The following is a 4,158-nucleotide window of genomic DNA, read 5'->3' as shown; positions in this document are numbered from 1 at the left end:
CGAAGTGATATCCAGGCGGCCACGGGCGATGGCGCCCCACTGTTCGCGCGCTTTAAACAGCGATTGGCCGGGGTAGACCTCTATGGTCAGGCCAACGTCTGCCTCGGCCACGTGGCGGGCCATCATTTGCACCATTTCGTCGCGAACATCTCCCTGGCCCCCGGGGAATTGATGCGACGCGCGTAGCACGGTATCGGCAGAGGCGTGGGAAGCCGCAATGGCGAGACCAAGAGCGGCAGCAGTTGAGATCAAATAGCGTTGCATGAGGTGTCTCCAACAGTTGTTGTTGTGTGTTTGGATTGACTGTATCTATCAGTCGAGCTGATATATATATCAATAGGCGCTACGTATGCTAATGTCAACTGTATGACAGTATTAAAACGGCTAAGACGAGCCGCGATCCAAGGAGGTAAAACATGACGGGCACCAAGCGTTCCAACGCTCAACGATTAAGAGATTCGCTTGAAAATGACATTATTAATGGCCGCCGTTTACCGGGAGAACGCCTGGATCCTGAAGCCTTGGGCCGTGAGTTTCAGGTCTCGCGAACACCCGTGCGTGAGGCCTTTCAGCAACTGGTGGCTAGTGGCTTGGTCACTGTTTCGCCCAAGAAAGGTACTTTCGTCGCAAAGGTGGGGATTGATCAACTGATCGAAATGTTCGAGGTGATGGCCGAACTTGAAGGCATGTGCGGCCGCCTGGCGGCACGCCGTATTACCGAGCAGGAGTTAACCGCGCTACGCGAAGCGCACCAACGCTGCGAAGCGGCAGCACTGGCGGGAGATAGCGACGAGTACTACTACGAAAACGAAGGCTTTCACGACTGTATCTACACCGCTAGCCACAACACTTTTTTGGCCAGCGAAGCGCGCCAACTTAAACAACGCTTAAAGCCTTACCGGCGCTTGCAGCTCCAGATGCGCCAGCGGGTAAATAATTCCCTCAGCGAGCACCAAGCCATCGTGGAAGCCATTGAACAGGGCAACCCCGTGGCGGCCCAGCAAGCACTGAGTGACCATGTATTGATTCAGGGTGAACGCTTTAGCGACTTCGTTTCCAGCGTTCGTCGGATGGAGTCGCCGTTAGAAAGAACCGGCTGATACGGCTCCTAATCTAGATTACCCCGACTGCCAACGGCTTAATCATCGCCAGGCTGGCAAAGGCTTAAAAATCCCCCGGCGCGCACTGCAGGCAGGTGAGGCCGAGTGCGCGCCACTGGGTAACTACGGCGTCACGGTCATCCAGCACCAGCCAGGGGGCAAAGCCGTCGTGGCGCATTTGATTGAGTAGCGCGGACTTTACCTCTTCATCATCCACATGGTCATCGCCTTCTGGGCGCAGGTACATGGCATCAAAGGGGATGGTGTGGCGCTCTAACCAGCGTTGGGTATGCTCACGGTGGCTATCTGGGCGGCCGCTGCAAATCACGATCTGCTGACCTTGTGCCTTTAAAATCTTAACCAGCTTGGCCACCGCTTCGATCACCGGCGCTTCGGCCATATGGGCGAAGAAGGGCTCCCACTGTTTCTGACTACCCAGCACCCAGTCACTGACCTGGTGGGGGTGAAACTCCGCCAAGGTGCCATCGACATCAACAATGACTGCAGACATACAAAACTCCCTAAACAGAAAAAGTAGCTAAGCGAGAATCAACACGGAAACGCTGAGCAGTGCAGAGCCGATCACTGAGCAACCTACGCCAGGCAGTTAATGGGTTAGCGCAAAGCGGGGTAAATAGCGGCACTACCTGAGTGGCGCCCAGCTGGTCGGCGAGCGCCACCAGGTGCGACGCACGCAGGTGAACATTCCAGCGCTGCCAGCTTATCTCGCCCACCGCTAGCTGGGCGCGGCGCTCGGGGATGAGGTGACCCGTATGGAGCAGGTGGTAATTGGGCCACTGTTCCGGGGTATCGTTGCGGTCACTTATTAACCGGAGTGTGGCGTGTTCATCATTTGCTCGCGCCAACACATTGGCAATAGCAACATCGATCCCAGGTCTTCGCAGAGAGGCAGGCAATGCTAATAGCGCCGCTAGGTTGTCACGAATCACTGGCTCGATGGCGAGCGTTAACTGCCGCTGTTCAGCTTCTTCCGCTAGCCATAGGGCCATTTCCAGGGCGCGACCGGTTTCCGGCACTGGAAACGCCAGCGGCTGATTAAGATGCTGACTGATAGCCTGCACACAACGCGTTTGAGCTTGGTCGTAGCTGCCGTAGGAGGCATCCAGTAGTGCAATACGCGCCGGTGGTGGCGTATCAAATGGAAACAGCCGTGACTCAAAACAAGCATCGCCGCTGTAAAAAATACCTTCTGCTACCGCTAAATGCAGCCATACACCGCCTAGCGAGTGTCCCGCTTGGCCGGTGGTGATGGTGATGCCTTCCACGTCTAATGAGCCGCGCTCTGGCAAGGGTCGCCATTGCCGGTTTTTGGGCAGTGCATTGGCCACTAGCGGCGTGCAGTAAAGCGGTACGTAAGCAGGCAGCTGTGCTACGCCACCGATATGATCGACATGGTCGTGGCTGATCAGCACCGCATCCACGTCCAAATTGTTCGTCCAAGTAATCTGGTCGCCGGGGTGCAACGCGCCACCCGCGTCTAGCAGTAAGCGTTTTCCCTGTGCTTCTACCACGATCGCGGCAGGGCCTTTGGCGCCTAACCCACTGAGAACCTCAATGTGTACGCTCATTGATCGGGCTCCAGACACCAGCCCTGCTGCAGGCTAACGGCAACCTGGCTACCCAAATCAGGCGCGGCATGATGGTAGGCCAGCAGGGTTTCGCCACTGGGTAGGCGCAATGTCAGTTCATAGCGCTCACCACGGAAAATTACGCTTTCCACCTGGGCGGCAAGCTGACTATGCGTGGGGGCCGCGGAGGAAGAGAGTGTCGTGCTGAGCTGAATATGCTCCGGGCGCACCAGTACTGTTTGAGTTCGCTCGGATGCGAGGGCGTTCAGCCCGCGCATCAAGGCAGCGCTCTCAAGGCGCTTGCCAGGGTGTCCGGCGGCGACCTTTAATTGGCTACCCTGGCCGATAAAGCCGGCTACCCAGGCGGTTAGCGGCTGGCGGTAAAGAGTTTCCGGGGCGCCCCACTGCACCAATTTGCCCGCTTTCATCACGGCGATTTTATCCGCCAGCGCCATGGCTTCGGTTTGGTCGTGGGTGACGTAGACCAGCGTGGCACCGGTGCGCTGGTGAAAATCGCGGAAGCTGTGCTCCATGGTGGCGCGCAGATGGCGGTCAAGGTTGGCCAGTGGCTCATCCAGGAGTACGACTGACGGGTCGCTGACCAGGCAGCGCGCCAGAGCGACGCGCTGGCGCTGGCCACCGCTAAGGGCCTGGGGCATACGCTCGGCGTAGGCCTCAAGTTCTACTAGGCTCAGTGCCTGCTGCACCTTTTGCTGATACGCCGCCCCGCGCAGGCCGCGCAGTTTGACCGGGTAGCCCACGTTGTCGGCCACGCTCATATGCGGCCATAGCGCATAGGACTGGAACACCATGGCCATATTGCGTTGCTCGGGGGGCACATGAGTATCGGCGCTGGCCAGGGTGCGATTGGCTAACTGAATGCTACCCTCGTTGATTGTTTCAAAACCCGCCAGCATGCGTAGCATGGTGGTTTTGCCGCAGCCGCTAGGGCCGAGTAGGGCAACAAACTCACCCGGATTAATCTCCAGCGACAGCGCATCCACAGCGGTGTGTTCGCCAAAGCGTTTGGTAACGCTATCAATTGCTAGCCCTGCCATGGGATGACTCCTTTTGGGAGGCGCGGCGCTAGCACACTAAGCGTCAGCATCAGCGAGGCGACCATAAGCACCACCAGCACCGAAACAGCCGCGGCCAGCACGCTTTCGCCACCTTGATCTAGGTTGAAAATCAGTACGCCAAGGGTTTCGTTGCCGGCGCTCCACAGCAGCGCTGACACAGTGAGCTCGTTGACCGCTAGCAGGAACACCAGCAGCCCGCCTGCGAATAATGCTGGTGCTACTAGCGGTAAAATGATCCCGCCGAGACGCCGCCACGGACCTGCACCGGCTAGCTGTGCCGCTTCTTCAAGGGAGGGATCTAACTGTGCCAAACTAGCGGCGACGGGCTTCACACAGACCACCAGAAAGCGCGCCAGATAGGCGATAAAAATCAGCCCCAGGGTGCCGTAG

The 4,158-nt window shown here is 58.0% G+C and carries 5 protein-coding genes and 1 pseudogene; 1 reads left to right on the top strand and 5 read right to left on the bottom strand.

The genetic code is table 11. From position 1 onward, the window contains the following. Positions 1-264 (bottom strand): annotated as a pseudogene (locus ACTH5D_RS17440) (TRAP transporter substrate-binding protein DctP); the annotation flags it as partial. A 152-nt stretch (positions 265-416) separates the two neighbouring features. On the opposite strand from ACTH5D_RS17440, the gene ACTH5D_RS17435 reads away from it, so the two are divergent. Beyond that, a complete protein-coding gene (locus ACTH5D_RS17435) occupies positions 417-1,100 on the top strand; it encodes a GntR family transcriptional regulator (RefSeq protein ID WP_427028910.1) in 684 nt (227 codons plus the stop codon). Between the two features lie 64 nt (positions 1,101-1,164). Here ACTH5D_RS17435 and ACTH5D_RS17430 read toward each other — a convergent pair whose 3' ends face one another. The 4 genes from ACTH5D_RS17430 to ACTH5D_RS17415 form a co-directional block, all read right to left on the bottom strand. Then, positions 1,165-1,611, bottom strand: coding sequence for a phosphatase domain-containing protein (locus tag ACTH5D_RS17430; protein ID WP_427028909.1), 447 nt, complete (start codon positions 1,609-1,611; stop codon positions 1,165-1,167). A gap of 10 nt (positions 1,612-1,621) precedes the next feature. Then, positions 1,622-2,689: an MBL fold metallo-hydrolase gene (locus tag ACTH5D_RS17425; protein WP_427028908.1), complete on the bottom strand. Its 1,068-nt coding sequence runs from the start codon at positions 2,687-2,689 to the stop codon at positions 1,622-1,624. After that, on the bottom strand, positions 2,686-3,747 hold the full coding sequence (locus ACTH5D_RS17420) for an ABC transporter ATP-binding protein (protein WP_427028907.1): 1,062 nt from the start codon (positions 3,745-3,747) through the stop codon (positions 2,686-2,688). The genes ACTH5D_RS17425 and ACTH5D_RS17420 overlap by 4 nt, the downstream gene beginning before the upstream one ends. Further along, positions 3,735-4,158: ABC transporter permease (locus tag ACTH5D_RS17415; RefSeq protein ID WP_441673447.1), on the bottom strand; the 424-nt coding region annotated here is incomplete at its 5' end. The genes ACTH5D_RS17415 and ACTH5D_RS17420, both read right to left, overlap by 13 nt.

The organism is Halomonas sp. (assembly GCF_052095695.1).
GTDB lineage: Bacteria > Pseudomonadota > Gammaproteobacteria > Pseudomonadales > Halomonadaceae > Vreelandella.
This window is presented reverse-complemented; position numbering and strand designations above follow the sequence as displayed.

Excerpts from the sequence above, each read along its gene's own strand:
- ACTH5D_RS17435 (WP_427028910.1), top strand. The coding sequence starts at position 417 with ATGACGGGCACCAAGCGTTCCAACGCTCAACGATTAAGAGATTCGCTT.
- ACTH5D_RS17430 (WP_427028909.1), bottom strand. The coding sequence starts at position 1,611 with ATGTCTGCAGTCATTGTTGATGTCGATGGCACCTTGGCGGAGTTTCAC.
- ACTH5D_RS17425 (WP_427028908.1), bottom strand. The coding sequence starts at position 2,689 with ATGAGCGTACACATTGAGGTTCTCAGTGGGTTAGGCGCCAAAGGCCCT.
- ACTH5D_RS17420 (WP_427028907.1), bottom strand. The coding sequence starts at position 3,747 with ATGGCAGGGCTAGCAATTGATAGCGTTACCAAACGCTTTGGCGAACAC.